We start from the raw sequence: 5205 nt of genomic DNA, 5'->3' as shown, positions 1-5205 counted from the left end.
ATGGCGATGGTCAAAGCGCTTAACCGGATCACGCTATTAGGAATGCCGAACAGTATTCGCATCACGTAACAATCGACCCGATGGGGCACAGTCGTTACAAGTTCTGATTTATTCAACAAAGCCAATTGCCAAGAGAAGAGCCCTATTGATGCAACGAAACCTTTTGATGCGAGTGCCTCAACGTGCTGTGCTGGTATGGCTTCCCGTCATTTTTGCCGTATTGTTTGCGCTGTTGTGCGCCTCGCCACCGGCTACGGCCGCTGATAACACCACGCCTGCGGATGTGGCTGCTGCTGCAAAAATCAATGTAGACAGTGAAGTCGCCAAATTGCAAAAGCAGTTGGATGGCATCAAGCAGCAGGTCTCCAATGCCGCCAGCGACAGCAAATACGGCGAATTGAATGACTCCGTGCAGCAGTTGATCGGCAACACCACCGATCTCGCAACCGCGTTGGCACAGCTTCAGGCGCAAGTCGATGTGCTGGGGCCTGCGCCAGAACAGGGGGCGGCGATAACGGAAACCAGCGAGGTCACGCGTAAACGTGCCACGTTGAATGTGCAAAAAACCAAACTGGACGCGCAACTGGAGCAGATTCAGGCCATCCGCACGGGGTGCTCTCAATCTCTCGGCGCAGATTATTACGCTGCGTCGCAATGCGCTAAAAACGCAACTGGCGCTTAACTCGGGCAGCATTCTGGGCGCACGTTTCTGGTCCCCGTTGTTGGCGTCTCAGGCCGAAGATGAAAAGCGATTGACGCAGTTTCAGGCGCAGCTCAGCTATACGCTGAGTGCGACCTGGGAGCCGGACTGGCGGTATGGAACGCTGTTTTATCTGCTGTTGGCGCTGGCGTTAGCCACGGTGGGCCAGCGACTACTGGAAAAATATCTGGCACGTGCCGGGATACGTTGGCTGCCGGAAGGGCGGTTGCGCCGCAGTTTCCTCGCTTCTGCTACCATGCTCTCTTCCGTCACGACCATCGTGCTTGCCGCGAATCTGCTTGACTATACATTGGTGCGCCCCGGCGATGTACCGGCTGCTATCGGGAGTTTTCTCGATAACCTGGTGCGGCTTGCCGTATTTAGCGCCATGATTGCTGGGTTGGGGCGGGCGTTTCTTTCCAACCATCGTCCATCCTGGCGCTTACCTGCCATGGCTAACCCGGTTGCCAAAGCGATGGACCCGTTCCCGATTATTGCCGCCAGTCTGATGTTTGTGTTTGGCATGCTTGAACAGCTTAACACCACGGTGGGCACCTCCGTTGCTGTCACTATCGTCGGGAACGGGCTGTCTGCATTGGCGTTGGCGTTAACGGTGGGGGCGATTGCGCTGCGCAGCAATCAGGTGCGACGGCAGATGGTAGAAGCGGGTGAACAGCCGGAAGCGCACTCTACGCTGTCAGGGTTGGTGCATTTGGCTACCTTGCTGACGGCGATTGCCGTGCTGATTTCATTGGCAATTGGCTATATCTCGCTGGCACGTTTCTTGATTTATGAGCTGATATGGGTGGGGATGGTGCTTTCCTGCCTGTATCTGCTGATAACCCTGGTGACCGATCTCAGTGAAAGCATTTTTTCGCCGAATACCGCCAGCGGGCGCCGTATTAAACGCTCTCTGAATCTGGACGATCGTCATCTGGCGCAGGCGACTTCCTTGGTGTCGGTGTGTGGGAAAGTCTTTCTGATTCTGATGGGCGCCGTGGCATTACTAAACGGCACCTTTGGCACCACGACACCGATCGAGTTGTTGCAAAAATCGGTGTAAATCTGGGGCGGTAAGGGGCTGGAGTCGTTAAGTATCGTCCCGGCCAATCTGGTAAACGCCGCTGTTTGTCTGGTGATTGGTATCTATGTTTTACGCTCATCCCGGCGGTGGTTAGAAGATGATTTCCTGCCGAAGACCACGCTGGAAAAGGGGATTCGTGCTTCGCTGGTCACCCTGTTTACCAATATCGGTTATATCCTGCTTATTCTGTTGACGCTGGCTGCGTTGGGGATCCAGTGGAATAAATTGGCATGGATTGTCAGCGCACTGTCGGTCGGGATTGGTTTTGGTCTGCAAGAGATCGTTAAGAACTTTATCTCAGGGCTGATTTTACTTACCGAACGTCCGGTCAAAGTCGGGGATTTGGTTAATATCAGCGGCGTAGAAGGGGATATCCGGCGCATCAACGTGCGCGCAACGGAAATTCAACTTGGCGACCGCTCCACGGTGATTGTGCCGAATTCACAGTTCATCTCGCAAAACGTGCGCAATATCACCATGGGGAATGCGATGGGGGTGGCAACGCTGGCGCTAACCTTCCCTCTGGATGCCGATCCTGAAACCATTCGGGAGATCCTGCTCATCGCTTATGGCGATCATGAATCCATTTTGGAAACCCCCGCGCCTTCGGTAACCTTTAGCCAGCTTACGCCGACAGGGATGGTGCTGAGTGTGACCGGTTATGTCCCCAGCCCCCGCATGGTCTCAGGAGCGAAAAGCGACTTGTTGTTTGAGATTATAAAGCGGCTGCGCACTGCCAGCATTCCGCTGGCATCTCCGCAGAAAATGGTGCTGGAAAACGCCTCGGACACGACCTTGCTGCCGGAATAACAAAAACGCCCATCGTGAAAAAGCATGATGGGCGTTTTACTGATTAGCCTGAAACAAGCTGCTATAGCGCTGTTATTCGATCTGTGCTTTCACTCGCTCGATATAGATTTCACGCAGTCGTTTGGCGATCGGGCCGGGCTTACCGGTGCCGATGGTTTTACCATCCAGTGAAACCACCGGCAGTACAAAGGTGGTGGCTGAACTGAGGAAAATCTCGCTGGCGTGGTAGGCCTCTTCCGGTGTGAACGGACGCTCTTCCAGTGCGATATTGTCCTTGGTGGCGAGTTCAAGCAGTGACTGACGGGTGATGCCGTGCAAAATGTCATTGCTCAGTTGGCGCGTTACCACGGTGTTATCGGCCAGCACGATATAGCAGTTGCAGGAACTGCCCTCGGTGATAAACCCGTTTTCCACCAGAAACGCGTCATCCGCGCCTTTGCTGTGGGCCACTTCTTTCGACAGACAGGCGGCCAGCAGGCTGACGGTCTTGATATCACGGCGGTGCCAGCGAATATCCGGGCAGGTCACTACGTGCAGGCCGGTTTCCGCTTTCGGGTTATCGATAACCGAGCGTGCCTGAGTAAACAGCACCAGCGTGGATTTCACTTCCGCACCGGGAAAATGAAAATCGCGATCGCCCGCGTTGCCACGGCTGAGCTGTAAATAGATCGCCCCTTCGTGCAGTTGGTTTTTGTCGATCAGCGCCAAATGGATCTTTTTCAGTTCATCAATAGAGACTGGCAGTTGCAGTGCGAGTTCACGGCAGGAACGCTGCAAGCGCGTGATGTGGCCGTCATATTCAGCCAGCTTCCCATTGATGACCGCAGTCACTTCGTAGACGGCGTCGGCGAACAAAAAACCGCGGTCAAAAACGGAAACCTTGGCGTCCTGCTCTTCTACATACTGACCGTCAACATACACAATACGTTGCATTACAACACTCCTAAAGAAGGTAAATGGCCTGGCAGTAAAAGTGCGTGCCAGACCACACGCGAATCAGCACTAGCTCCACAGCGCGGCTGAAGGCGGGTTGATGATGCTGCCTTGGTAGTCCAGCCCGTTATCGCGATCGCGTTGCAGCAACAGCAGGCCATCCAAATCCACCACATCAGCCCCCTGCGCCACGATAAACGCAGGTGCCATCGCCAACGATGTACTGACCATGCAGCCTACCATAATTTTTAGCCCGTGCTTGACTGCTTCATCACGCAGACGCAGCGCTTCGGTTAAACCGCCGGTTTTATCCAGTTTGATGTTAATCATGTCGTAACGACCCACCACATCGGCCTGCCTTTTGCTGCCGCGTGAAATGGTAAACACTTCACGCAGCGGCCAGCTTTCACGAGATAAGGTAAGTTCGGTCATAGGCTGGCCAATGCTTCAACGATACGGCCCATACCGTGACGCACCGGATCAACCGCCGGCAGGCCGAATTCAGCTTCAATGGTTGCCAGCAGAGAGAGGGCGGCGTCTTCATCCAGTGCCGAGGTATTCACCGAGATGCCAACAAATCGGGCGTTAGGATTGGTCAGCCGCGCCATTGACAGGTTGAGTGCCATGCAGGCCGCCAGATCGGGGATCGGGTAGTCAACGCCACGCATGGTTTTGCGTGTCGGTTCATGGCACAGTACCAGCGCATCCGGTTGCGCACCGTGAATAATCCCGGTGGTTACGCCTGCGAAGGACGGGTGGAACAGTGAACCTTGGCCTTCAATCACATCCCAATGATCTGCATCATTGGCGGGCGCCAACACTTCAACGGCACCGGCGATGAAGTCAGAAACCACTGCATCAATACTGACACCTGCACCGCTGATCAGAATACCGGTCTGGCCGGTGGCGCGGAACGTTGCCTTGCCGCCGCTTGCCAGAACCTCTTTTTCGATGGCCAGCGCCGTGTACATTTTGCCGCAGGAGCAATCGGTGCCGACGGGTAACAGGCGCTTGCCACTGCGCTTGCGGCCGTTTGCCACCGGGTAGGTTTCCGTTGGATGGCGCACGTCAAACAAGGAACGTCCCAGTTTTGCCGCCAGTTCGCGTAATTCCGGCACGTCAGCGAGTTTATTGTGCAGTCCGGCGGCGAGATCCATGCCGCTTTCTAACGCTTCACGCAAAATGGCGATCCATTGCTGAGAGATAATGCCACCCCGGTTGGCTACGCCAATCACCAGGGTTTGTGCTCCGGCGGCGCGTGCTGCTGCGATGTCCAGATCCGGCAGGCCGCAATCCGCGTGACAGTCCGCCATACGGTATTGGCCCACACAATATTCGGGGTGCCATTGCTTGATGCCGATAGCGACCTTGGCGGCTAACTGATCGTGCGCATCACCAAGAAAAAGCAAATAGGGCTTTTTGATATCCATTATTTTTGGTCACGTATTCAATGAGTGTATTGCTACATAGTCTGGCAGGCTTTGTTGAATAAATAGAAAGTTTGGGTAATCATCGGATCAGATCACCATAGTTGTTTCAAAATCAGGTCTTCATGGCAAAACAAAATTTTAAAATCACTAACTGGCCCTCCTATAACAAGGCCCTCAGGCAGCGCGGTTCTCTAACCGTATGGCTAGATGAATCAGCCATTGCTGCATGGACGGAAAAAACGACTACT

At 54.4% G+C, this 5205-nt stretch carries 2 protein-coding genes and 4 pseudogenes; 3 read left to right on the top strand and 3 right to left on the bottom strand.

Features of this window, described 5'->3' with window-relative positions:
- Window positions 1–69 (top strand): annotated as a pseudogene (locus ACTBDZ_RS14880) (surface-adhesin E family protein); the annotation flags it as partial.
- Window positions 70–166: 97 nt separating this feature from the next.
- Window positions 167–2594: pseudogene (locus ACTBDZ_RS14875) on the top strand (DUF3772 domain-containing protein).
- A gap of 72 nt (window positions 2595–2666) precedes the next feature.
- Here the strand turns inward: ACTBDZ_RS14875 and ACTBDZ_RS14870 are convergent.
- The 3 genes and pseudogenes from ACTBDZ_RS14870 to dgcN all read right to left on the bottom strand — a co-directional run bounded on the left by ACTBDZ_RS14870 (window position 2667) and on the right by dgcN (window position 4957).
- A complete protein-coding gene (locus tag ACTBDZ_RS14870) occupies window positions 2667–3527 on the bottom strand; it encodes a D-amino-acid transaminase (protein WP_438815894.1) in 861 nt (286 codons plus the stop codon).
- 69 nt (window positions 3528–3596) lie between these two features.
- A pseudogene (locus ACTBDZ_RS14865) lies at window positions 3597–3875 on the bottom strand (dipeptide epimerase); the annotation flags it as partial.
- An 80-nt stretch (window positions 3876–3955) separates the two neighbouring features.
- Window positions 3956–4957 carry an N-acetyltransferase DgcN gene (dgcN, locus tag ACTBDZ_RS14860; protein ID WP_438815893.1) on the bottom strand — a complete coding sequence of 334 codons (1002 nt, stop codon included), beginning with the start codon at window positions 4955–4957 and terminating at the stop codon, window positions 3956–3958.
- Between the two features lie 122 nt (window positions 4958–5079).
- Here dgcN and ACTBDZ_RS14855 point away from each other — a divergent pair.
- Window positions 5080–5205: pseudogene (locus ACTBDZ_RS14855) on the top strand (IS5/IS1182 family transposase); the annotation flags it as partial.

Origin of the sequence: Symbiopectobacterium sp. (assembly GCF_051710365.1) — a bacterium.
Taxonomy (GTDB): Bacteria; Pseudomonadota; Gammaproteobacteria; order Enterobacterales; family Enterobacteriaceae; genus Symbiopectobacterium.
The sequence above is the reverse complement of the archived record's forward strand: the minus strand, read 5'-3'. Positions and strand labels throughout refer to the sequence as shown.